At 49.9% G+C, this 22,646-nt stretch carries 20 protein-coding genes and 2 pseudogenes; 12 read left to right on the forward strand and 10 right to left on the reverse strand.

What is annotated here, in order from left to right; genetic code table 11:
* Window positions 1-107: 107 nt before the first annotated feature.
* Window positions 108-354 (forward strand): annotated as a pseudogene (locus DFQ01_RS32160) (aldo/keto reductase); the annotation flags it as partial.
* A 74-nt stretch (window positions 355-428) separates the two neighbouring features.
* Here DFQ01_RS32160 and DFQ01_RS13710 read toward each other — a convergent pair.
* Complete coding sequence (locus tag DFQ01_RS13710; protein ID WP_110044457.1) at window positions 429-1,007, reverse strand: TetR/AcrR family transcriptional regulator; 579 nt, start codon at window positions 1,005-1,007, stop codon at window positions 429-431.
* Between the two features lie 118 nt (window positions 1,008-1,125).
* Between DFQ01_RS13710 and DFQ01_RS13715 the strand changes: the two genes are divergently transcribed.
* The 3 genes from DFQ01_RS13715 (at window position 1,126) to DFQ01_RS13725 (ending at window position 3,068) form a co-directional block, all read left to right on the forward strand.
* Window positions 1,126-2,139 (forward strand): NADP-dependent oxidoreductase, encoded by a 1,014-nt coding sequence (locus DFQ01_RS13715; protein ID WP_110044458.1) that lies wholly within the window; start codon window positions 1,126-1,128, stop codon window positions 2,137-2,139.
* 18 nt (window positions 2,140-2,157) lie between these two features.
* On the forward strand, window positions 2,158-2,445 hold the full coding sequence (locus tag DFQ01_RS32165) for a putative quinol monooxygenase (protein ID WP_246862871.1): 288 nt from the start codon (window positions 2,158-2,160) through the stop codon (window positions 2,443-2,445).
* A gap of 65 nt (window positions 2,446-2,510) precedes the next feature.
* Entirely contained in the window at window positions 2,511-3,068 is a 558-nt protein-coding gene (locus DFQ01_RS13725; protein WP_342769991.1) for an NADPH-dependent FMN reductase, read from the forward strand.
* Between the two features lie 51 nt (window positions 3,069-3,119).
* Here DFQ01_RS13725 and DFQ01_RS13730 read toward each other — a convergent pair whose 3' ends face one another.
* A complete protein-coding gene (locus DFQ01_RS13730) occupies window positions 3,120-3,524 on the reverse strand; it encodes a VOC family protein (RefSeq protein WP_110044461.1) in 405 nt (134 codons plus the stop codon).
* Window positions 3,525-3,653: 129 nt separating this feature from the next.
* Window positions 3,654-4,601: a helix-turn-helix transcriptional regulator gene (locus tag DFQ01_RS13735; protein ID WP_110044462.1), complete on the reverse strand. Its 948-nt coding sequence runs from the start codon at window positions 4,599-4,601 to the stop codon at window positions 3,654-3,656.
* A gap of 377 nt (window positions 4,602-4,978) precedes the next feature.
* Here DFQ01_RS13735 and DFQ01_RS13740 point away from each other — a divergent pair, with 377 nt between their 5' ends.
* The gene (locus DFQ01_RS13740) at window positions 4,979-5,467 is read left to right on the forward strand and encodes a MarR family transcriptional regulator (protein WP_110044463.1); all 489 of its coding nucleotides are present in this window, start codon (window positions 4,979-4,981) and stop codon (window positions 5,465-5,467) included.
* Between the two features lie 20 nt (window positions 5,468-5,487).
* On the forward strand, window positions 5,488-5,922 hold the full coding sequence (locus tag DFQ01_RS13745) for a flavodoxin domain-containing protein (protein WP_110044464.1): 435 nt from the start codon (window positions 5,488-5,490) through the stop codon (window positions 5,920-5,922).
* A gap of 116 nt (window positions 5,923-6,038) precedes the next feature.
* On the opposite strand, the gene greA is transcribed toward DFQ01_RS13745, so the two are convergent.
* The 3 genes from greA to DFQ01_RS13760 form a co-directional block, all read right to left on the reverse strand.
* A complete protein-coding gene (gene greA / locus DFQ01_RS13750) occupies window positions 6,039-6,515 on the reverse strand; it encodes a transcription elongation factor GreA (RefSeq protein ID WP_110044465.1) in 477 nt (158 codons plus the stop codon).
* Between the two features lie 250 nt (window positions 6,516-6,765).
* Window positions 6,766-7,398, reverse strand: a complete 633-nt coding sequence (locus tag DFQ01_RS13755; RefSeq protein ID WP_110044466.1) for an NAD(P)-dependent oxidoreductase — start codon at window positions 7,396-7,398, stop codon at window positions 6,766-6,768.
* A 10-nt stretch (window positions 7,399-7,408) separates the two neighbouring features.
* Entirely contained in the window at window positions 7,409-8,035 is a 627-nt protein-coding gene (locus DFQ01_RS13760) for an NAD(P)-dependent oxidoreductase (RefSeq protein ID WP_110044467.1), read from the reverse strand.
* 186 nt (window positions 8,036-8,221) lie between these two features.
* Here DFQ01_RS13760 and DFQ01_RS13765 point away from each other — a divergent pair, with 186 nt between their 5' ends.
* Entirely contained in the window at window positions 8,222-8,803 is a 582-nt protein-coding gene (locus tag DFQ01_RS13765; RefSeq protein ID WP_110044468.1) for a TetR/AcrR family transcriptional regulator, read from the forward strand.
* A gap of 178 nt (window positions 8,804-8,981) precedes the next feature.
* On the opposite strand, the gene DFQ01_RS13770 is transcribed toward DFQ01_RS13765, so the two are convergent.
* Together DFQ01_RS13770 and DFQ01_RS13775 are read right to left on the reverse strand one after the other, a co-directional pair.
* The gene (locus tag DFQ01_RS13770; RefSeq protein WP_110044469.1) at window positions 8,982-10,628 is read right to left on the reverse strand and encodes a type 2 periplasmic-binding domain-containing protein; all 1,647 of its coding nucleotides are present in this window, start codon (window positions 10,626-10,628) and stop codon (window positions 8,982-8,984) included.
* Between the two features lie 40 nt (window positions 10,629-10,668).
* On the reverse strand, window positions 10,669-12,972 hold the full coding sequence (locus DFQ01_RS13775; protein WP_110044470.1) for an AraC family transcriptional regulator: 2,304 nt from the start codon (window positions 12,970-12,972) through the stop codon (window positions 10,669-10,671).
* Window positions 12,973-13,324: 352 nt separating this feature from the next.
* Here DFQ01_RS13775 and DFQ01_RS13780 point away from each other — a divergent pair, with 352 nt between their 5' ends.
* Window positions 13,325-15,886 carry an S-layer homology domain-containing protein gene (locus DFQ01_RS13780; protein WP_110044606.1) on the forward strand — a complete coding sequence of 854 codons (2,562 nt, stop codon included), beginning with the start codon at window positions 13,325-13,327 and terminating at the stop codon, window positions 15,884-15,886.
* Window positions 15,887-16,516: 630 nt separating this feature from the next.
* A pseudogene (locus DFQ01_RS13785) lies at window positions 16,517-17,651 on the forward strand (Ig domain protein group 2 domain protein); the annotation flags it as partial.
* 796 nt (window positions 17,652-18,447) lie between these two features.
* Here the strand turns inward: DFQ01_RS13785 and DFQ01_RS30840 are convergent.
* A complete protein-coding gene (locus DFQ01_RS30840) occupies window positions 18,448-18,642 on the reverse strand; it encodes a hypothetical protein (protein WP_146216869.1) in 195 nt (64 codons plus the stop codon).
* A 52-nt stretch (window positions 18,643-18,694) separates the two neighbouring features.
* Here DFQ01_RS30840 and DFQ01_RS13790 point away from each other — a divergent pair, with 52 nt between their 5' ends.
* Window positions 18,695-19,198 (forward strand): RNA polymerase sigma factor, encoded by a 504-nt coding sequence (locus DFQ01_RS13790; protein WP_110044471.1) that lies wholly within the window; start codon window positions 18,695-18,697, stop codon window positions 19,196-19,198.
* Window positions 19,176-19,862 (forward strand): hypothetical protein, encoded by a 687-nt coding sequence (locus DFQ01_RS13795; RefSeq protein WP_110044472.1) that lies wholly within the window; start codon window positions 19,176-19,178, stop codon window positions 19,860-19,862. The genes DFQ01_RS13790 and DFQ01_RS13795 overlap by 23 nt, the downstream gene beginning before the upstream one ends.
* 319 nt (window positions 19,863-20,181) lie before the next feature.
* Here DFQ01_RS13795 and hisB read toward each other — a convergent pair whose 3' ends face one another.
* Window positions 20,182-20,766 (reverse strand): imidazoleglycerol-phosphate dehydratase HisB, encoded by a 585-nt coding sequence (gene hisB, locus DFQ01_RS13800; protein ID WP_110044608.1) that lies wholly within the window; start codon window positions 20,764-20,766, stop codon window positions 20,182-20,184.
* A 323-nt stretch (window positions 20,767-21,089) separates the two neighbouring features.
* Between hisB and DFQ01_RS13805 the strand changes: the two genes are divergently transcribed.
* Entirely contained in the window at window positions 21,090-22,610 is a 1,521-nt protein-coding gene (locus DFQ01_RS13805) for an MDR family MFS transporter (protein ID WP_110044609.1), read from the forward strand.
* Window positions 22,611-22,646 lie beyond the last annotated feature (36 nt).

The raw sequence follows: 22,646 nt of genomic DNA on the forward strand, positions 1-22,646 counted from the left end.
TATTACGTTAATAGCCATAGCAGGCTCTTGTCCCTTAATCTGTTCTAATTACGTGCAGTAATGACCAAATAAAAGAGCGAACACCTTAAGTGCCCGCTCGTCAATATCGTCTTATGGACCTCATCGTGCATAACGACATCGTGCCCGCCGTCAACCAGGTCGAGACACACCCGTTCTACCAGCAGATCGAGAACGCCGCTTTTATGAAAGAGCAGAGCGTGCAGCACCAATCGTGGGCCCCGTTCGCCGAAGGGCTGGCTGGGCAACATGTTCGGCAACGAAGTGCTCGCTTCGATCGCAGAAAAACACAACAAGTCCGTCGCTCAGGTCGTGTTGCGCTGGCTTGTTCAGCGTCCTGAACCATCCTGCTCGTTGAACGAAGGCAGCCGATCGTTTTTCATGATCGGCTGCCTTCGTTTGTGGTGGAGCTATAGTTCCCCATCCCTCGGTTCAATCCTCTGTATATTCGTCAGGATCGCGCTCGCGATAATGCTGAAGAGATAGTCAGCCCTTGGCGCGGACGACGGCTGGTTGCTGAGCCACGCAAGCGCAGCAGCAAGCGAGAACAGGTCATCACCTTCCATGTCAGTACGCGCTAGACCATCAGCCTGAGCACGGGCCAGAAGTCGCGTGCCCGCCGAGCGCATCGTGACACATGAAGCGTGGAGCGCGGACTCCGGGTCCTCCTTGGCTGCCATCATGACGTCCACGACACCTTGATAGTTGCCCGTGAATGCAACGACTTCACGCAGCCACGACACGAGTGCATCATCTGGTTTACTCGCAGTTTCGAGTTCGCGTGCTTTTGCCGTAAACTCGTCAAAGCTTGAACGGAGAAGGGCTTCGAGCAGCGCCTCTCTCGTAGGGAAATGGCGATACAGCGTGCCAAGCCCGACATCAGCTCTGCGAGCGATGTCACGCAGCGATGCATCGACGCCGTGCTCAGCTACAACGACGTTCGCGACTGCGAGTATGTGCTCATAGTTTTTCTTTGCATCAGCTCGCATAGAAATCCTCCTTGACAATCGGAGCAGTGCTCCGCATAATTAAAACGGAGCAGTGATCCTTTTATATGGAGCACTGCTCAGGTAAGTATAACTCATCTGCATGGAAGGAGAAAACAAGATGTCTACAAATACAATGAAGGCGATTCGTCAGCATGAGTTCGGCGGTCCTGAGGTACTGCGTTACGAGGAGGCGCCGATTCCCGAGCTGAAGCCGGGTGAGGTGCTTGTCCGCGTTCACGCGGTTGGTATCAATCCCCCCGACTGGTACCTGCGCGAGGGATATAGAGATCTTCCTCCTGAGTGGCGGCCGCCGGTGCCCTTTCCTGTCATTCTAGGGTCGGACGTGTCGGGCGTCGTCGAAGCGGTTGCCACGGATGTGCAGAACTTCTTCGTCGGTGATGAAGTTTTCGGCATGGTTCGCTTTCCTAGCTTTGGAGAGAGCGCTGCTTATGCCGAGTATGTCGCCGCGCCAGCGTCGGACCTTGCACGCAAGCCGGCAGGCATCGATCATGTGCACGCAGCAGGGGCACCGATGGCAGGACTCACCGCATGGCAGTTCCTAATTGAGCTGGGACACAATGAGCCGAACCCGCTTCAACCGGAGATGCATCGCCCGTTGCCGCTAAACGGCAAGACTGTACTCATTAATGGTGCCGCGGGCGGCGTTGGGCACTTAGCGGTGCAGCTGGCTAAATGGAAAGGTGCTCGCGTCATCGCAGTGGCATCGGGCAAGCATGAGTCGTTCCTTCGCGATCTCGGTGCCGACGAATTCATTGACTACACCAAGAGTCCTCCTGAGGACATCGCTCATGACGTTGATCTCGTCCTCGATACCCTCGGCGGGCCCACTACCGGTCGTTTCTTGCGTACTATCAAGCGTGGCGGCGCTTTGTTCCCAGTGTTCTTAGGCTTCTCCGACGCCGAGGAGGCCGCAAAGCAGGGCGTCACGGTATCAATGACCCAAGTGCGCTCGAACGGTCCGCAGCTGGCGGAATTAGGGCGCTTGCTCGATGCCGGGACGATTCGCGTCGCCATCGACAGCATGTTTCCGCTTGCCGATGCTCGCAAAGCGCATGAACGAGCCGCAGGTGGGCACATTCAAGGCAAGATCGTACTCACGGCGGAGGGATGAGCATCAATGATTCTACTCATGGGCTACGTACATCTAAATCCGTCTGACGTAAACGAGTTCACTGCAGACGTTCAGGACATCGTTTCCAGCACGCGAACTGAAACCGGATGCCTCTTTTATGCCTTTGCTTTGGAGGATGAAAGCGCGGGGCGCATGCTGACTGTTCAGCGGTGGGAAGATCAAGAATCGCTTACCGCTCATGTAGAACGACATGAATCGGCGCCGTTTTTAATGAAGTGGGGAAACAGGATGAGAATGGACATTCAAAGATATGACATTTCGAACGAACGCTCGTTCATGGAGTGAATGAGGTCGAGTAGACTGAGAACCACATCTCTCCACAGAACAATTCAAATGGGAAGGCGTTGTTTATGATGCGAATAACCCTAGTATCAGGCAGCAACCGCGCGAATGCGGCGAGCACGAATCTTCTGAAGTATATGCAGGGCTTGTTGGAGCCTCAGAACATCACGGTTACCTTGATCGATCTTGCGCAGCTGCCGCTTCCGCTCTTCACTCCGGATAACTGGGATTTTCACCCGAACGCGAAGCACATGCTGGATACCTTCGCAGAATCGGATGGAATCGTCCTCGCAACGCCGGAATATCATGGCTCCCTATCGGGAGTGCTCAAGAACGCCCTGGATTACGTGAATCCTACTCTGATAGCGGGCAAGCCCGTCCTCTCCGTGAGCTCCGCAGGCGGTCCGCTCGGCGTTAGCTCGCTTACCCACCTGCAGACGATAGTCCGCAATCTGCACGGCATCAACTGTTCCGAATGGATCTCGGTCGGATTCGGAACCCAAGCGTTCGACGCGGACGGCGTTCTGGCGGACGAAGAGGTTCGTACTCGAGTAAGCGACGTCTTGGAAAGCTTCGTACAACTGACTCGGACGCTGGGGACAACGAATCTGGCCGCGTTTAAATAGCATAAAGCTTCTTTTTTCTTCAATAACCCGGGGCGACACCTTTACTGCCCTTTAATGTCTTCCTCTAAACCGTTTAATCGCATCCTCGGTCACCGGCTCGAAGAGGTTAAGGAGGTTGCCGTCGGGATCGCGGAACAGCATGGAACGGTTTCCCCACGGCATCGTGGTCGGTTCCTTTACCCAATTATCGACAAACGGCTTTAAGCGCACATATTCGGCCTCGACATCGTCCACGCGGAACTCAATAATGACAGTCCGATTATTGGCCGCTGCTACGGAATCGGCGCCGAATAGCTGCGCCGTCTGGGAGTGGCCGATTGCAAGGGTGAATGATGGCACAACGAGTTCGGCAAATACGGGCGCGGGTCGTTCCGCCGAAACCCCCATGACTTTCTCATAGAACTCGACGAGACGATCCACGTCGTCAGTAATGATGCGTACAGAAGCGAAATTCACAAGCTATCATCCTTCCTGTAATCATTGGTTCGGCTGTGTCCCGCAGCCGTTGCAAAACATACTTTTCACTTCTCTATCGCCTTTACATTTACATGTCCCATTATAAAAAACGCTACTGACAACGTTATGTCAGTAGCGTTTTAGCATTTTTTGGGCTTCCTCGCGAATCCGATTTCGGAATGATTCGGGTTCCAACACGATTACGCCCGCTCCCCAGCCAAGCACCCATTGCAGCACTTCATCCTGCAGCCGAACGCGTAAGACCACATCCAATCCATCTTGATGCTCTTTCGCATCCTCTATGTAATGATAGTTCGATTCCTTCACCTTATCTGCAATGTCATGGTCAAATCGAAGGCAGACTCGCAAGTGGCGATCGTCTAAAGGGGTATACTCCCTTAAGTCAAAATGCGGCGGGAGTTCGAATCGTTCGTCTAGTTCGATAAGCTCAGCCATTCGGGACAAACGGAAATGGCGAATGTCTTGGCGTAGATCACACCGGGCAACAAGCATCCACGACCCTTCAACGAGTACAAGGCCGTAAGGAGCGGCGGTACGTTCGCTATGGCGGCCCCCCGTGGAATCCGCAATTCTTTTTGAATAATGGAAACTGATCTTTCGTCCATCTAACAGAGCGCGGCGGATCTTATCGAGATTTTCCCTTTCGTTTGACTCAGCTGCCTGTTTGCCAGGAGCGAGCAATCGCAGCGACTTGCGTATACGGGAGGCCTCACTGCGGACACTGTCTGATAGAGTGACCTCGATTTTCCTCCTAGCCATATTCGCTCTATTACGATAATCATCATCAAATCGTTGCTCAATAAATTCCGTTCCGATAAGCAAAGTCACGGCTTCCTCTATTGTAAAACGGATAGGAGGTAGAAAATATCCCTCCATTAAGGAATACCCTGCGCCTGTAGTGCCTGTAATCGGGACGCCTGCTTCGCTTAGCGCCTGAATGTCGCGATAGATGGTCCTCACGCTGGTTTCGAATAGTGCCGCCAAATCTTCGGCACGCACCACTTTCCTGCCTTGCAGCTCCAGCACGATGGCCAACAAACGATCTGTCTTGTTCATTGACTGCCCCTTTGAAACGTAATCCTTTACAACAGAAACTTGCCGTTACTTATGTTACCCGAGAGAGGCGATCGCGTCCACTGTAAGTCCGAATATAAAACGTTTCCAAATGGTGCTGCAGAACCGCTCGAAAGCAGGTTCTACAGCCTTTTTTGATCCCCGACGATCGTGCCAATTGCCTTTGCAACGATGGTATTATTCATCAATGCCATAAGAATGGCTGACAGCAATCCTCCAAGGATGATGCCATCTTATTTCCCTTTGCCATCTTTGCTTGCCTTCTATAGGAAAGTTGATTTATATTACGCCATCAAGTATATTGTTTATAAAGAATCTTGATTGTCAAGATATTATGCATCCTAAAAGGAGGACTCCATTTGTCAACCGATCGGCAAATACAATCAACGGAGCAGCAGGAGATTCTCACGTTACGCATGCGAAGCTTAGGAGCCCGAACGGTGCTCTACCAGCAAAGCGTTGCGACCGCTCTCGGGTTAAACAATAACGACTTCTTAACCATCGATATCCTCAATGAGAAAGGCCCTGTCACGGCAGGCGAACTCGCGAAGCTGACCGGGCTTACGACAGGGAGCGTTACTGCGTTAATCGATCGATTAGAGAAGAACGGCTTTGTTCAACGGCAACCCGATCCGCAAGACCGCCGCAAGGTGATTATCGTCCCGCTATACGAGAACAAAGAGGACGTCAGCTCCATCTACCTTCAGCTTCATGCGGAGATAGTGAAGCTGGCCTCTTCCTACTCGGATGAAGAGCTCGCGCTCATAACGCAATTCCTTGGCCAAGCGAGCTCGGTCCTGGAGGATCAGATCCATCATCTTCATTCGAATGCGCGCAACAAATCATAACGAGATAAGGGGGAGAAACAATGGCTGTGCTCGTTCTATTCGCAACAAAAACCGGAGCAACGGCGCAATGCGTAAACGTATTGTCGGAGCAACTGTCGAATTGCATGACATGCAACTTGGAGACGGACAAGCCTGCCATCGGGGAATTCGACCGTATCATTCTGGGGGCGGGAGTAAGAGACGGGAAAATATACAAGCCGATTCGGGATTTTATTAAAAAGAATCATGACGAGCTCCTAAAGAAAACCGTGGGGTACTTTATTTGCAACGAGAAGCCGAAGGAGACGGAGGAGATTATCGAGAATAATATTCCAGCCGCCCTAAGAGAAGCGGCGCTCTGTATCGAATCATTCGGTGGCTATAAAGCATACAAGGCACCAAAGGAAGGCACCGATCAGTTGCAAGGGATTTTCGTCGATCGGATTAAGGCTTTCGCCGAGAAGTTCGTGCAGTAACAGCCCCCCACGAATTTTTCGGGATTAAACAGTTCCTTTACTTATGAAACGGTTCACCGTAACATCCAAAGAGCGAAGAAGGCACCCAACCGGGTGCCTTTCACATGAGACACTTTTCAAATTTTGATTTCGAGCAGCTCATATTGAAGGTTGCCCATTGGCGCTTCTACGTTAATTATGTCCCCTACCTTTTTGCCCAAAAGACCCTTTCCGAGTGGGCTTTCGTAAGAAATTTTGTTCTCCGCTACATTGGCTTCAGCCGGACCGACAATGCGATATTCGATCCTCTCGGCGAATTCAATATCATTCAAGATCACATAAGAACCTACGCTGACTTCATTCAAGTCCACACTGTCCGCATTCACGACTCGTGCCCGCTTTAGTATCCGCTCCAGTCCCAAAATTCGAGTTTCCATGTGCGCCTGATCATCCTTGGCAGAATGGTACTCACTGTTTTCTTTAAGATCGCCATAACTGATCGCCACTTTCAACCGCTCCGCTAACTCCTTACGCTTGACCGTCTTGAGCTCGCGGAGCTCTTCCTCAATCTGCTCCAAGCCCTCTTGCGTCAATATTACTTCATCTTTATCCATGGTTTCAGTCCTCATTCCTTATAGTCTGTACCATTTTACCCTATTTCGAACTGCGATAGCTCAAATAGTTATTGGATATTAGAAAAACAGCTCTTCGCAATCAAAATTTCACCTTACTTATGACCTTGGAACACTCAAAGACCCCTTCCGTAAGGGGTCTCTTATCCGTCTCGTACAAGTTGCAGCTAATAATGGATACATGAGTCGTCAAAAGAATGCCCGAACTCTGTGGAGTTTACCGAGAATGGAGTTAACGGTCACTTGCCGGCTGCAACGAATTGCTGACAACCGGCGCTCTCCGGATCTGATCGTCGGACTCCATTATTCTCAGTACCGCAGAGGCGAGATCGGCCCGCGATAAATAGATCGTCACCTCGCCGTGTCCAGGATAGCCGACCGCCACCGCGCCACCGCCTGGTCGGTCGTTCAACACCGGGATACGGACTAGCGTCCAATCTAGGTCCGAGTCGCGAATGATTGCGGCCGTTCTCCTAACGGCCTGAATATTTTCTGGACGACGGCTTTCCACGAACGAAACCAACAAAGATAGCTCGAAATCCGGGAGATCATTTGGATCCGAAACACTGCATGCGGATGCCGCGACCAGGCGGCGAACGCCGTGTCGTTTCATCGCTGCAATAATCCGTTCGATTCCTTCACTGACGGTACCGACCAATTCCGCAACAGCGTCGGCTCCGATGACCGCGCGCTCGATCGCCTCGTCGTTCTCCAATGTGCCGACTACCACGCATAAACGCTCGTGCCAAAGCCCGAGCCGCTCCGGCGAGCGGACGAAGGCTGTGACTTTATGGCCTTGCTCCAGCGCATTTTGTACCAACAACCGACCCGTTTTTCCAGACGCTCCGAAAATGGTAAGGTTCATCGGAAACCTCCTATAAACAATTATTTGACGGCCCGCTGCTGACAGCGGGAGCTTGGCGGATAAATCTCGTGTCCATCAGTTGGCCGTAAAGGAACGCAGCCAGGTCCGCCCTCGTCAGCTTTATTCCGATCATACCATGGCCGTAGTAATCGGCCTTAGGAAATCCGCCAGGCTTATCGGTCAGAATCGGAATTCTCGCTAGCGTCCACTCTAGGTCGGAGGCACGAACAAGCTCCGCCGCCCTGCGGACTTCCTTTACGTTGCGTGGAATGATCATACGGACCATCGCAAGAAGCAACTGGCGCCCCAATTGAAATCTGTCCTTCGGATCACTCACGCTCAGTGCAGAAGCAGCGATCAGCCTCCGCACCCGGTGCTTCTTCATCGCGGCGATGATGTTCTCCGTCCCTTTGCTAACGGCTCCCATCAATTCGATGACCGCATCCGCTCCTTCCACTGCCCGTTCGATCCGTTCGCGGTCCGCAATCGTACCTTCGATGACAGTGAGCCGCTCGTGGCTTAGTCTGACATTTTCCGGCCGCCTCGCGAAGGCTACGACGTCGTGCCCTCCCAGCAAAGCCATCTCCATCACGAAGTGTCCCGTCCGGCCGGAAGCACCGAAAATCGCTATTTTCATGCCCGTACCTCCATAAATCGAGTGCTGTTGATGTTGACTATACGACACCCGTCAATTAGCATCATATACAACAACCCGCGAGCAAGCCATGCGCAAAAAAGTCGATTTGTCGGCTAGGCAACATTTTCGCCAGATTGGCGATTTACGGGTATCGCAACGGAGCTGCTATGGAAGGAGCGATGCAAAATGACATCTCTCGTCAACAAAGAAGACCCCCGCGCCAAAAAGACGCGAAGGTCGCTGCGAAACGCGCTGATCGAGCTTCTTGCAGAGAAAGAGTTTTCTTCGATTACGATTCAACATATCACCGACCGGGCCGAATTGAATAGGGCGACGTTTTACGGCCATTTTCAGGATAAATTCGAGCTGCTCGATGAGACGCTAGGCGAACTGCTGGAAGAAGCGATCCGTCGGCGCATTCCCGCTGATCCTGGCAACGACGGAACTGCGCTCGTACGCGGCCTGATGCTGGCCGTATGCGACTGGCATCTGGAGACGACGCATCGCCTTAATCGCAAGCTGACGTTGTCTGCCTCTCTCGAAGCAAACGCCAAAAAGAATCTTTACGAGATCATCCTGGCCTGCCTGCAGCAGCTCGAGCCCCTCGACACCCGACATTCCAGGAGCCAGGAGATCAAATCGACGGTGATCAGCTGGTCGATCTATGGTATTGTCTTGCAATGGAGCGAACAAACCCGGAGTGAGTCAGTAGAAGCACTCGCAGAGCAGGCACTGCCCCTCATCATGGCCAGCGTCCGAACGCCATAAAGTATTTCCTAACACCGGGGAACCTAAAAGCCTATCCCCCTATTCTCCACAGCAAGCTGACCTTGAACCACTTCTTCGATTTGCTTATGGATGTGCGCTCTTCCATCACGAGTAGCCCGACCACATGAGGTCGGGCATTTTGCCATACGGTTCTCCCAGCCTAATCTTCAACACTTCATCACTTCACCTCATGCTCCCCATACCACTCATTCGCTTCCTTCAGCACCTGCGTCCCGCCCGCCGCCATAAACTCCTTCACGAACGCATCGAAGTAGTCCACCGGCTTATCGCCTGTAATGATCGAGATATAAGCTTTGTTCTTGAGCTTGATTAACTCTGGTCCGTATTTGATTAGTGATGGTGTCGACACCTCAAGCGCATTGTAGATGCCGTCCTGATCCAGCCCTAACGTCGCCGCCCATTTCTCTCTTCGTTCCGTAGGCATGATAGGTACGGTCATCCCTAAGCCAGTGCCGATCGTGTTCTGATAGCTGAACTTCTGGTCATACGGCGGGAGGATGATGACATCCTCCTTGGTAGGGCTGGCCCACTGCCAATGCTTGCCCTGGATGCCATACTTCATAGTTGCAGCCTCATCCGGGTCGGGATTGGCGCTCATGTAGTCCAGCATTTGAAGAATCTTCTCCATTTTACCCGGCTCCTTAGCAGCATCGGCACCAATCGCCGTGAAGCTCATGAGCATATCGTACGCTTTGGAGCCCCGCTTCCCATCTGGTCCGCTGAAGGGCCGACCAAACACAATTCGGGCATTTGGGTCAACCGCAGTTAGTTCCTCCATGTTGAAGGTCGCTTCTACCGGAACCTCTTCGCCATTCGAATTCCATGTCAAATAGTCACCATCTTGAATCCAGTGATAGTAGTTGCCCATAGAGGTCATCCCGATCGTTCCATTAATAAAAGAATGCGAGAGATGCTTGTAGCCGCCCTTATTCTCCCCGGTAATAAACGCTGGATCAATGACGCCGTCCTTATACCACTTGCTGAGATAGTGCAGCGCTTCCTTCATCTCCGGCTGTAAGGCGCCGACCACCAGTTCCTTATCCTTTACGCCAAAATAAAGCTGATCGGCGAATACGATCTGCCCGAAAGCGCCAAATACAACGTTCATTCCTTCGCTGGATAACCCATACGTATCCTTGATGCCGTTGCCATCTGGATCATCATTGGTGAAGGCATAGATGACCTTCTCGAACTCATCCAGCGTCTGCGGCACGGACAAGCCAAGCTTGTCCAGCCAATCCTTCCGATAAACAACAGGAATACGATAAATATTCGTTGGATTAATGACCGGAATACCGTAATACTTGCCATCGATAACGCCATAGTTCTGATAGTCAGGCGCATTCTCCCGAATCGCCTTCATTAGATTGGGCGCGTATTTCTCCAGCATCTCCTGCGGTATTTCGGCCAGTACGCCCTGCTGTTCATATTTGAGCAAATCCTGCGGCTGCCGGATTCGGAACAGATCCGGAATCTCTCCCTGCGCCAGCTTCATGTCCAGAAGCGCTTCATATTTGTTGTTCTCTACATTCCAGAATGCCAAATTCACATTGAATTTCTGCTCGATATACTGAACCATCTCCGCATCCTCAGCGACGGGAAGATTCTGATGCATCGTCCAAGAGATATCATAGTGAGTGGCATCCGAAGCTGATGAGGCCATCCCTGCATCTGCATCTGCATTTGTATGTGTTGAGCTCGAGTTTACGCCACAGCTGCTCATGATGCCGGCTATAACTGCGAACATAAGCGGTAAAGCCACGCTCTTTCGAAATCCCTTTTTCGATAACCAACTGACCACCATAACCATTAACCCTCCTTCCATTCAAACCACGAGCGAACGGCTATGCTTCCTTCGCGCTGTTGCGCAAGTAATTCCCCGGCGTACACCCATGCATTTCCTTAAACTTTTTAATAAAATAAGCCGCTGTCCCGTAGCCGACCGTATTCGCAATTTGTTCGACCGTCATGTTGTTCATCTCAATTAATTCCTTCGCTCTCTCCATCCGCTGACTGGTCACGTATTCGGTATAATTCATACCGATCTCTTCCTTGAACAGTTTGCTGAGATACTTCGAACTCAGAAACACTTGGGCTGACACCGCATCAAGCGACAGATCCCCGGAGAGATTGTCTTGAATGTACTGCTTGACCACTTCGATACTGGAAACCGCACGCTCACTATTCCGCTTCTCTAGGTAAGTGATAAGCCCAGAAGCCGAGCTAATCAGCCATTGTTGGAACGAACGAATACTTCGCAGCTGTACAAACTGGTTGTGCAGCTCACGATTATCCTGCTCAGGATGCTTATATTGAACGCTCTTCAAATAATCCGAATAGAGGAACACGATATTCCCGAGAATAAAACGGCAGTGATCCGCGGAATACATACCTTCCTGCATCAACAAGACCATCTGTTCCACAGCCATCTCGAGCTCCTGTGGCTGTCGAGCTTGCAGTTTATCTCTGAACTTTGCCACAATCGCCTGCGGAATTTCCTCCATGCTATTCTCACGGTCCAGCAGCCTGCGATCGTTCAGTATAGCGGTATCCGGCAGGAAATAAGCGTATTTCATTTTGGTCTGAGCCTCGCTATAGCTCCTATGAACATCGGTCATCTCCGGTACCCAGCATCCCCATGAGATCTGGACATCCAATTGGAACTGCTCTTTCCCTTCCGATATAACGAATTGCGAGATTTGCTCCAATAGTTCGCCGCTCGCTTCATTCGTACACACGATGACGACAACCTTCTTGTCCGGCAACGCTTCGGCTATGATCCGACTATCCGGCAGGGCCGCTGTTTCCAGCTGATTAATGATCCGGTACACCGCGTATTGCATATTTCTTGAATCTAACCGACCGAGCGCTTCGCTCGAGTCGAGAACCAAGCAGCTGTAATGATGATATTCCGTCGTAAAACCTAGGAACGGTTGCTCTTCCTGCCATTCCTCTAAGGTGTAGCAGCTGTTTAATAGGTTCTGAACCACATTATGTTTAATGACCGCACTATTGGCCTCCAGTGTTTCTTCTAAACTATCGACCTTATCTTTCAACTTAACGAAAGCCGTATCGATGAGGCTGTACTCATTGGTGCCGTGTTCAGGCGCATGATCCAATAAGCCTCGAATCTTAGCCGCCAACCGCTTGATGGGATTGGAATTCGCCCTAGCGAGAATGCCGGATAACACGATGCCGATCAAGATGACGAGCAGACAGATGCCTAGAATCAGCTTCTGGACGAAGATCGATTTTTCATAAAAGGAGCTGGAAAGCACCACGCTGTACATGACCCATCCGGTCGACGGAATCACCTGATAGGAGACGACATGGGAGTCCTGGTCAATCGTTCCGCTATCGCTCCCCGCTTCCTCCTTCAGTGCGCTGTCGCCAAACCCGCCTTGCTGGCCCAGCTTACTTGCATCCGCATCGGATATGGTGCTGCCCGATCGGTCCAGAATAAACGTTCCTTCATATTGGGAGGGCATCATATTCTGTATGATTTCGCGGATCGCACTTTCCTTCACATCGACCGCAATGATGACATCGCTATCCTCGCCTGAGGTTTGAAAAGGATAACTGTGTGCGTAAGTGATTAAGGCATTGCTTCCATCATCAGAAAGGCTGGCGTAAATATCTTGCGGAACAAATCGAGTCGGCGTCCAGTAGCTGCTCGTTTGATTGCGCTGCATCCCCTGAATCCAATCCGCCAGATAGGTCATGCTGCGATCTTGATCGGCATTCAGCCTCAGCCCGTAGAGCGACGAGAGCAGCATATTGTTCTTCGGATAATAGAGATGCACGGCTTGCACAATATCCGAATTGCTGATGACCTCCGATTTGAGCAGCTCTTGCAGGTCGATCGCCTTGCTATGGTTGCTCTGATACGTGGAGTCTGCGAACAATCGTACATTTACATTTTTATTGAGGGAAATATCCAAATAAATCTGCTGGGCTCTCTGCAGCACCGTGGTCTCGATCGTCTGGACCGTATTGTTCAAAATCAGCTGATTTCGGTCGCGCAGCTCGTCCTTATAATTTCCTGAGAAATAAATATAGAAGGTTGAACAGAGCAGCAGCACGATGACGAGCACAATGGACATATAAGAAATAGCCAGATTGGCAAAGACAGAATTCCACTTCCGCATCTTGTTGCTTCCCCTCTCTCTTGTTGTTGTTCGATCATGGTTTCGATCACTGATCTCAATTATCCGGCATTTTTATTTGTCGAATGTAAACGAATGCCCCCGTTATATTAGGTGAATGTTAAATCATCCCCCCATTCCTCCCAAACTGATAGAAAGGGGAAATTGTTATATTGCTGCTCGCAGCGGCCCGATGCTACATTGAGACCGATCAACCGGCCACGTAAGGCACGGCAGTGCTGGACAAGCATTGACCGTACACACCATCACGGAGAGATCAGCCGGAAACCATACGAGATAAGGGAGTAGATTCGTCTTGAAAATCAAAAACAAAAACAAGCTGTTAACCGCTACAATGGGTACGCTGCTGCTGATCAATCCGGTAGCTGGCAGCCTCACGGCCTCCGCAGCAGACAGTACTACCGTTCCACTGCCTGAAGCTCCAGCATGGGGACATTTCGTCGACAACTATAAGAACAACATCTCTTCGAATAAAACAGTCGAGTCCAATCCGACGATCGGCGTATTGTCTCAGTTTCTGAAGCTGTGGACGCCAGGTACTTCGTGGGATAACGGCACCAAGCTGAACAGCGAAGTGTTGGACTACAATATTCAATATGTAGCGAATCTGGCCCAGACCCGTACGAAGGAAATGGAAGACGCTGCTTATTATGATGATCGCCGCAACCAAACGTACAGCGCTGTGGACGGCCTTGGCTCGCTCGCAGACGTATACCGTGAGAAATCCGGCACGACAACTAGCATTACAAGCATTCCTGATGATGCTGCGACCGTGAAATACGATGACACGAACGGTACCAATAAAGGCGGCAGCTCCGATTCTGAGCTCGGCAAAATGGTCGACTTGATCGGCACGCTGCGCGGCAACTATGCTTCGACTACACCTGCTAAAAACTTCTTCAGCTATAAGCGCCCATGGCGCTGGGTGGATACGTCAGTCATTGTGCCAACGCTAGTTTCTGCAAGAAATACGACTACACCGGAAACGGACGGCGGCTTCCCAAGCGGTCATACGAATGCTTCGTACCTCGCTTCGTTCGCTCTAGCGTATGCTGTGCCTGAGCGTTTCCAAGAAATGCTGACGCGCGCTTCCGACATTGGCAACAACCGGATCGTAGCCGGCATGCATTCACCGCTCGATGTCATGGGTGGACGTGTGATGGCAACAGCACTGGCAGCTGCTACACTGGCTGATCCAGATAATGCTGCTCTGAAGCAAGCTGCATATGACCAAGCACATGAGGTGCTGTTGACGAGCACAGGCACGGCAGTAGATCGCTTTAGCAATTATGAGCAAAATAAAAAGGACTTCACCGATCGCTTAACTTATGGCTTCACGCCAATTGCCTCCACAACGGAACCGGTAGTCGTTCCGAAGGGCGCTGAAGTGCTGCTCGAAACTCGTCAGCCTTACTTGAGCAATGAGCAGCGCCGCGAAGTACTCGCAACGACTGGTCTCCCATCCGGGTATCCACTGCTGGACGATCCAGAAGGCTGGGGACGCTTGAATCTGTTCGTCGCTGCAGACGGCTATGGCGCCTTCAACAACGACGTAACCGTCACGATGGACGCAAGCAAAGGCGGCTTCTATGCCAATGACAGCTGGAAGAACAATATCGCAGGTACAGGCAAGCTGACGAAGGAAGGCACAGGTACGCTTACGCTCACTGGCAGCAATACGTATGCCGGCGGTACGGAGCTGAATGGTGGTACGCTTGAAGGCAAAACCGCTACAGCTTTCGGCAGTGGTGACGTCGTGAATAACGGTGGTACGCTTACGGAGGATGTTATCGGTAAGGTGACAATCGGCGGCGATTTAACCCAAGCTGCTAACGGTACGCTGGAGCTGAATGTGGCGAGTGCAAACGATGTTCTCGAGACGAGCGGCGCAGTTCAAGTAAACGGCAAGCTGCATGTTTCCTTCACGAATGGCTACGCGCCAGGTACGGGTGTTATTACGCTGATCAAACATGCTGCAAATGTACGCACAGGAACATTCTCCTCGGTACAGGTGGATGGTCTGCCAAGCTCGTATAAAGCTAATGTTATCTATCAATCCGACAAAATTGTTCTGAACATCACACGTCCAACAACAAGTACTGTCGTTACTCCGAGTACAGGCTCCGGCTCTAGCTCCGAAACCAATACAAGTACGGAGACGGGCACTGAGCAAGGTACTGGCACTGATACATCTACTGGCACGAACACGGACAACCAAGGAACTGACGATACTCAGCAACCAGAACCAACTGTGAATCCGTTCCAGTCCAATGTAGTGGACCGTGATGCAGTTGTGAAAGCAGTAACTGACGCCGCTTCCGCTGCGAGCAGCGCTAATGTATCGTTCAGCGACGTCGGCAACCATTGGGGCAGCAGTTTCATTCAGAAAGCCGTCAAATTGGGCATCGTTACAGGCTACGACAACAATACGTTTAAACCAAATGCAGCTGTCTCAAGAGCAGAGTTCGCTGCACTGATCGCTCGTGCGTTCGCACTTTCGCCAGATGCAGCTTCTGCTAACTTCAACGATACAAGCTCGAACTGGGCTGCGGGCTACATCGGCACGCTGGCTGCAAAAGGCATCATTACGGGTTATCAAGATGGCAGCTTTAAGCCGAATGCACCGATCTCCCGTGCCGAAATGGTCGTCATCATCTCCCGTTTGATGAATCTTGACGTGTTGGCAGCTGGCGAACCAACCAACTTCACGGACGTAAGCAGCAGCAACTGGGCATCGAATGCAATTAAACAAGCTTCTTCGGCTAACCTGGTACAAGGCGTGTCCTCCTCCGAATTCGCACCAAACGGTACGACTACTCGTGCAGAAGCCGTGACGCTCATTATTCGCGCGCTGGAGAGCGACAGCTCGATCCAATCGCTGATTGAAGGTTTGTAAGAAGGAAACGAAAGGACTTCAAGTTCCACTGTACAGTGAAACTTGAAGTCCTTTTTGCCGAGAGAGATGTCTTATGGATAGTTTCCCATTCGGAGGGAGATATTCCGTAGAAACGCAGGAATACCTGCGATTATGCATCTTTTTCGAGTGAAAATGAAACTGAACGAACCTAAGCCTGCAAAATATGCAGGTTTCAAAGCGTAATAGACTACAACACTCTATCTTTGGTCGAAATACCTGCACATTCGCAGGTTTATTCCAACTAGTACGCAACCGCTCTGTCATTCCTGCATATTTGCAGGTTTCAACAGCAGATGTGAATTTAGACAGCGCTCCAGCAGCTCCGCGACACGTTTGGAACCACCTTTCCCTTACTCATCCATAAAAAGAGCAATACTACTTTTTCCTACATATTTACAAATCCTTCGGGATGCCATGACGATTCCATAATAATGTTCTGTTCTAATAGGCAAGTAACCACAATCATTCAGACAAGTTAGGAGGAACATTAAGGAGAGGAGAGGTATGTTCGGAAAGCTAATCAATCTTATTATTGGAGGAGAGAAATTAATGAACAAGCGCAAATTCGTGTGGACCCGTACTGTAGGCACTTATCTATTAGCGTGTTCGATTCTTGTTAGTATCTTCAGTATTCCGGGGTCTGTATTTGGCGAAGGGCCTGCCGATACTGCTCCTGTCTTGCAGCCGACTGTAACAGCCAATGGGAAGAAAATTTTGTTCGACAATACGCATGGTCAAACGGCTGGTTCTGCAGACTGGGTCATCGACGGCGGTTTCTCCGACTACGCGACAGCTTTGGCTGGACAAGGGTATTATGTCAAAGAGCTGCGCAAAACGACTCCGATCACGCTAAGCGATCTGTCCGGATACAACGTCCTCATCATTGGCGAAGCAAACATTCCTTATAAGTCGTCCGAGCAAGCCGCGATGCTGCAATACGTTCAGAACGGCGGCAGCATCTTCTTCATCGGTGACCATTACAATGCGGACCGGAATAAGAATCGTTGGGATGCTTCGGAAGTATTCAATGGATACCGCCGTGGAGCATGGACAAACCCTGCCAAAGGGATGAGCACAGAAGAAGCCAATTCAGACGCTATGCAAGGTGTCGTCAGCTCGGATTGGCTCGGTACGAACTTCGGCGTTCGGTTCCGCTATAACGCCATCGGCGATGTAACAGCGAACAATATTGTTTCCTCTTCGCAAGCATTCGGCATTACGCAAGGTGTATCGACAGTTGCTATGCATGCTGGCTCTACGCTTGCCATTATGGATCCGACCAAAGCAAAAGGAATCGTCTACCTTCCTTCCACGACGACCAAATGGTCGAGTGCCGTTGACCAAGGCGTCTATGCAGGCGGCGGCGTAAGTGAAGGACCGTTCGTCGCCGTTGCGAAGGTTGGCCTCGGCAAAGCAGCTTTCATCGGAGACTCTTCCCCTGTTGAAGACGCTACGCCGAAGTATAAACGTGAAGAAGACGGCTCCACGAAGACGACTTACGACGGCTTCAAGGAGCAAAATGATGGTACGCTGCTCGTCAATCTCGCCAACTGGTTGTCCACGCAAGAATCTTACACTTCTTTAAGCCAAGTAAGCGGCCTGACGCTGGATACAGCAACCTCCCTGCTTGCAATGGAAGATCCGGCTGCTTCGACAGAACCGCAATCCGAACCATGGGCAACACCAGCGGCTGGCTACAAATGGTGGGATCGCTGCACGTTCAAGACGGGCTCTTATGGCGGCGACTCTTGCACTGCGACGACCCCATCCACAACGATAAATGAAACCTTTGAGACTGGCACGAAAGCTGCATATACAGCTGCGAGCGTTACGCTCAGCTCCGGCTCCTGGACATTCGACAACGCCCTGATCGGCGACTTGAGCACCGACAAGAAGGTTGGAACGCAATCCGCACGCATTAAATCAGCTGGTTCCATCTACATGAACTTCGACGTCGCAACAGCGACAACCGTTAAGCTGAGTGTTGCCAACTTCAGCACCGATACGGGCGCGACTTGGAAATTGCAGAAGTCGACCAATGCAGGCTCGACCTGGACCGATGTTACGACTGCAGCAACTGCGACAACAACGCTGACCGAGCAGACCATTACCGTCAATTCGACGGTAGCTGTACGATTCAAGGTCGTCGTAGCCGGCACGTCCAGCAGCCGCATTAACATCGACAATTTCACGGTGAATTAATTGCTCAACCATTACGAAAGGCAAGCTTCCGATATTTATCGGGGCTTGCCTTTTTCATTTCATTTCCACTAGTACTGTAACTTGCGCTTCAGCTCTACATTCATGATTAGCAGCAAGTGTAGATTTGCCTGCCCCGCTTCCCCCATCCAAGGACACTACTATAGGATATTTATCTATCATGTGGTAATTTATTGCAGAGACAATGGACTGAACGGCTATTAGTGAATGATGTGACAAATGGTTCTTTTCCAGATTTAACACTTCCAAACTTTACACGATTTTTGAGCTATACTAACTGCTTATCCTTGCCGTCTGCAAATTAAAACGCACTTCATGATTTAGCCTGTCCACCAAGTAGATTTAAGTAATTTTTCAATCTCTTCAGCATTTTGTTGGTTTTCAGGGAAACTATGGCGCTGTGCAATTTCCAAAGGTGTGCCAAGTGCAGACTCTACTGAAGGACCAGCACCATTTTCGCATTTGTCTGGTCGGTGAGATTCTAGATGAAGTAAACACGTCAAAATAATTTTCAAATATTAGGATATTCCGATGTGGTTATTCGTGTTTATAAACGGAGGTGAAGAAATGGATGAAATGCCCCATTACGAATGGGAAGAGATCTATCGCCGCTACGTGAATACGGTCTATCGACTTTGTTTCATGTATTTACGTAATGTCGAAGATACAGAAGATGCCGTTCAATCCATATTTTTTAAACTAATTAGTCGTGAAAAGTCGTTCTCTGATTATGAGCATGTTAAGAGTTGGCTCATTGTCGCAACAAGAAATCATTGTAAGGATATATTGAAGAGCTGGTGGAGATCTCGCCGTGTTAGACTTGAGACACTGCCGGAACTTAAATTTCGAGTTGCAGTAGAGACAACTTCCAATGTGCTAGATAACCTGCTTTTGCTCCCAGAAAAGTACAAAACCGTACTATACCTTTATTACTATGAAGACTTCAATGTCAGAGAAATCGCTACCATGCTAGGACGAAAGGAAAGCACTATACAAACTCATTTGGCCACGGGGCGAAAACGGCTAAAACTTAATTTGGAGGATCAATATGCCACATTACCAAATAAATGATGCCATTGAGACATTAACGCCGAGTGAGACTCAAAAAAATAAAATGTTACAAGGAATCCAAGAACAATTAAATAAACAGCGCACTCGACCTGCCCAGGTACGTGGTCGCAGGATTATAACTTCAATAGCTGTATGTCTCCTTGCGCTTGTGCTATCAACATCCGTTTATGCCGCTACAAATAACCAAATCATGATCGCCATTAAAGAAGAAGTGATTCGGATCTTTTGGGCCGATGGCAACTCTACCCTTGTTGAAAAAACTGATGATAACAAAATCACTGTAGGGATCACGGGTAATCAAAGTGAATGGCTTGTAAAAGAAAAAGACAGTGAGCTACTGTTGACTGTAAATGGAAACACATTGGACATAACAAAGGAGCTATCAGATCAAGGCTACTATTTCTATGATTATCGAGATCAATCACAAAAACTACACAGGGTCTATATTGTAAAAAATGCAAGCGGGAAAAGCGATTCGCGGGAGCGCTGGTACGCTCAAATGGAGTGGTTCCCGGAATTGGGTATAGGCGGGAGCAATCGTGGCTTGAGTGGACCGCTCGCAGTAGCAATTATGGATGCTGAACAAAAGGCAAAAGAAGGCGGTAATCTTGCCGCAGAGCTGCAACTCTCCCTAGATCAATATTGGGAGAAGTACGGAAAATGAGCATAGCTCAATGATTCAGGTAGAGGCGATTGCCTTTACCTGTTATAGTCTAGTCATCAATTTTTTCTAATGGTTTTCCAGTGAAAAGATACCCGAGTCATCACGAATGGCTTGGCGTTATGCATTCGGACAGGTCTCGCCGACGCCCGAGAAGTTGATGCGCGTTAGAAAGGCCTCCGTATCAAGGAAGGTATGGTGTTCACGATTGAACTATCACGGCTGAAGGTCCACAAATTTTGACCGCGCAATAAAATAAAAAGAAGTCGATCAACGAATGGATCGACTTCTTTTGTCGTACTTGGCATTCATCATCGTATTTTCATAATGATAACGTACCCTTCGTAGACGGAATAACATCGCTTGTTATGCTGATTGCTTTCTTCAACGCATCGCCGAACGCCACGAAAATTGCCTCATTGATATGGTGTGTATTGTTGCCGTATTCCAAATTAATGTGTATGGTTATCCCGCTATTATTCGCTACAGCGTGAAAAAACTCTTCGGTAAATTCCGTTTCGTACTCGCCTACTCGTGTTGACGGCATCTCTACGTTAAACACTAAGAAAGAACGATTAGATATACTCAAATCTACTAATGCCAAGCTCTCATCCATAGGTATACGCGAACTGCCATAACGGTTAATGCCTCTTTTATCCCCTACAGCTTTTTTGATTGCTTGCCCTAAGCATATTCCAATGTCCTCAACCGTGTGATGCCCATCGATCTCTAAATCACCTTTGCAATCCACATTTAGTTTTATGCCTGCCCTGAAAGCAAACAGCGTGAGCATGTGGTTAAAAAATCCGATTCCCGTGTTGATGCTGCCTTCGCTGTATTCATCGAGATTTAGCTCCAGTTTAATAGCTGTTTCATTTGTTTTTCTGCTAATCAATGCCTCTCGCACCCTAACAAACTCCCTTCTTAACTGAGGTATTGCCTTCTGGTATTGATAGACGAATGAATTCAATTAAGACTATATCCTTTATTGCTTTAATTCTCTAATATATTATCGCAGTAAAGTGTTGATGTAAAGTTATGTAAGTCACCCGCACAAAACTGCCTGTTACCTTAACAGGTAAAGCAACACTAAGCGTTAACAAATCCTTTCAAAAAAAAATCCATCCCCCCATTCTTCCCTGACACACAGCTGTCAACAACGAAACCTTATGATGGTCTCAGATGATTGTTCAGCAATCAATTCAGGTACAAGAAGGGAATGGAAATGATATGACTAACAAATTACCAGCGATCGTTGGGGGACTGCTGCTTGCGATACTGATGGCGTCCATGGACAACACGATTGTGTCGACTGCAATGGGGACGATCGTCGGAGAGATGGGCGGACTCGACAAGTTCGTTTGGGTTACTACAGCTTATATGGTGGCAGAGATGGCCTGCATGCCGATCTTCGGCAAGCTGTCCGATATGTATGGGCGCAAACGCTTCTTCGTCTTCGGCATCATCATGTTTATGATCGGTTCCGCATTATGCGGATTCGCGCAATCGATCGTCGAGTTAAGCATCTTCAGAGCTGTGCAAGGGGTCGGAGCCGGAGCAATGGTTTCCATTGCATTCACGATTCTATTCGATGTCGTGTCGCCGAAGGATCGCGGGAAAATGATGGGGGCATTTGGAGCCGTGTTCGGTTTGTCGAGCGTAGTTGGCCCACTTCTAGGCGGGTATATAACCGATCATATTAACTGGCATTGGATCTTCTACATCAACCTGCCGTTAGGCTGCATTGCTTTGCTGATGATTGTCTTGTTCTATAAGGAGTCGGCTGCGCATTCGCGGCAGCAAATCGACTGGGCGGGTTCTATTCTTCTCGTAGGTGCTGTTATTTGCTTTATATTCGCGCTTGAACTGGGCGGCAAAACGTACGCCTGGGATTCGCCGCAAATTCTCGGGTTGTTCGCCGGATTCGTGGTGCTAGCTTTCTTGCTTGTCGTGGTCGAAAAAAGGGCTTCCGAACCGATCATCTCATTCGGCTTGTTCCGCAGCAGATTGTACACGACGAGTAACCTTGTCGCTATGCTGAGCGGTGCGGCATACATGACAGCGGCGATCTTTATTCCGATCTACGTGCAAGGCGTGTTTGGCGGCTCCGCCTCCAATTCAGGGTTGACCTTATTGCCGATGATGTTCGGTTCGGTCATTACCGCGACGCTTGGCGGGTTTCTGATGACGAAGCTGCAATATCGGACCATTATGATCGGGACGCTGGCAACGCTGCTGACAGGTCTTGCCCTTCTCTCGCAGATTACGGTAGAATCTTCTCGTCTTTCGATTACGGGAATTATGGTTCTAATCGGACTTGGAATCGGCGCTTCCTTCTCGGTATTAAGCACTTCTGTGCTTCATTCGTTCCCTCCGGCACAACGCGGAGCAGCGAACTCGACGCTCAATTTCAACCGTTCGCTTGGCATGGCGCTTGGCATTACGATCTTCGGCATTATCCAAAGCCACAGCATGCTCTCGAAGCTTACCGAATCGCTCGGCAAAGGCGACATAGCCGTACCGGCCGACTTGAACTTAAGCGATCCTCATTCGCTGCTGAACCCAGCGTTCCGTCAGTCTATCGATCCTCAGCTTCTGGATACCGTTACGGCTGGGCTGTCGGGATCGATTGAAGCAACGTTTGCTTGGAGCCTTATCCCTGCTGTTCTGGCGCTGATGGCAGCCTTCCTGATGACGAAGGATAAAATGGAACCCGTTGTCGAAGGCGAGGAAGTAGCAACCGCACATTAAATCATATAACGGCGAGCCGCGGCATGCCGAGCTAGG

This window comes from Paenibacillus cellulosilyticus (genome assembly GCF_003182255.1).
GTDB classification, from domain to species: Bacteria; Bacillota; Bacilli; order Paenibacillales; family Paenibacillaceae; genus Paenibacillus_T; species Paenibacillus_T cellulosilyticus.

Excerpts from the sequence above, each read along its gene's own strand:
- DFQ01_RS13710 (WP_110044457.1), bottom strand. The coding sequence starts at position 1,007 with ATGCGAGCTGATGCAAAGAAAAACTATGAGCACATACTCGCAGTCGCG.
- DFQ01_RS13715 (WP_110044458.1), top strand. The coding sequence starts at position 1,126 with ATGTCTACAAATACAATGAAGGCGATTCGTCAGCATGAGTTCGGCGGT.
- DFQ01_RS32165 (WP_246862871.1), top strand. The coding sequence starts at position 2,158 with ATGGGCTACGTACATCTAAATCCGTCTGACGTAAACGAGTTCACTGCA.
- DFQ01_RS13725 (WP_342769991.1), top strand. The coding sequence starts at position 2,511 with ATGATGCGAATAACCCTAGTATCAGGCAGCAACCGCGCGAATGCGGCG.
- DFQ01_RS13735 (WP_110044462.1), bottom strand. The coding sequence starts at position 4,601 with ATGAACAAGACAGATCGTTTGTTGGCCATCGTGCTGGAGCTGCAAGGC.
- DFQ01_RS13745 (WP_110044464.1), top strand. The coding sequence starts at position 5,488 with ATGGCTGTGCTCGTTCTATTCGCAACAAAAACCGGAGCAACGGCGCAA.
- greA (WP_110044465.1), bottom strand. The coding sequence starts at position 6,515 with ATGGATAAAGATGAAGTAATATTGACGCAAGAGGGCTTGGAGCAGATT.
- DFQ01_RS13755 (WP_110044466.1), bottom strand. The coding sequence starts at position 7,398 with ATGAACCTTACCATTTTCGGAGCGTCTGGAAAAACGGGTCGGTTGTTG.
- DFQ01_RS13760 (WP_110044467.1), bottom strand. The coding sequence starts at position 8,035 with ATGAAAATAGCGATTTTCGGTGCTTCCGGCCGGACGGGACACTTCGTG.
- DFQ01_RS13765 (WP_110044468.1), top strand. The coding sequence starts at position 8,222 with ATGACATCTCTCGTCAACAAAGAAGACCCCCGCGCCAAAAAGACGCGA.
- DFQ01_RS13770 (WP_110044469.1), bottom strand. The coding sequence starts at position 10,628 with ATGGTGGTCAGTTGGTTATCGAAAAAGGGATTTCGAAAGAGCGTGGCT.
- DFQ01_RS13775 (WP_110044470.1), bottom strand. The coding sequence starts at position 12,972 with ATGCGGAAGTGGAATTCTGTCTTTGCCAATCTGGCTATTTCTTATATG.
- DFQ01_RS13780 (WP_110044606.1), top strand. The coding sequence starts at position 13,325 with ATGGGTACGCTGCTGCTGATCAATCCGGTAGCTGGCAGCCTCACGGCC.
- DFQ01_RS13790 (WP_110044471.1), top strand. The coding sequence starts at position 18,695 with ATGGATGAAATGCCCCATTACGAATGGGAAGAGATCTATCGCCGCTAC.
- DFQ01_RS13795 (WP_110044472.1), top strand. The coding sequence starts at position 19,176 with ATGCCACATTACCAAATAAATGATGCCATTGAGACATTAACGCCGAGT.
- DFQ01_RS13805 (WP_110044609.1), top strand. The coding sequence starts at position 21,090 with ATGACTAACAAATTACCAGCGATCGTTGGGGGACTGCTGCTTGCGATA.